This window comes from Salinimicrobium oceani (assembly GCF_012037645.1).
Genome location: NZ_JAAVJR010001253.1, coordinates 1 through 338, shown reverse-complemented (window position 1 = coordinate 338; position 338 = coordinate 1). Strand labels below are relative to the sequence as shown.

Sequence of the window (338 nt, the reverse complement as noted above, 5' to 3'; positions counted from 1 at the left end):
CTCCAATGCCGGGTTCTGTAATATGATGATCGTTTTTGCAAGAATAGAGGATGATAAAAATATAACAAGTTTCATTGTAGAATTCGACCGGGAAAACCCTAACGGAATTTCCTTAGGGGAAGAAGAAAAGAAACTCGGAATTCACTCCTCCTCTACCCGACAGGTTTTCTTTAATGAAACAAAGGTACCGGTAGAGAACATGCTTTCTGAAAGAGGCAGTGGTTTCAAGATCGCAATGAATGCTTTGAACGTGGGACGAATAAAACTTGCGGGGGCCGGTCTTGACGCTCAGAGAAGGACAATAGATGCTGCTGTTCAATATGCAAATGACAGGGTGC

Annotated in this window: 1 protein-coding gene; it reads left to right on the top strand. The window is 42.9% G+C overall.

Annotated features, from left to right (window positions below):
- Window positions 1-338, top strand: a 338-nt coding sequence (locus HC175_RS21710; RefSeq protein ID WP_262887264.1) for an acyl-CoA dehydrogenase family protein, incomplete at both ends; no start/stop codon positions are given.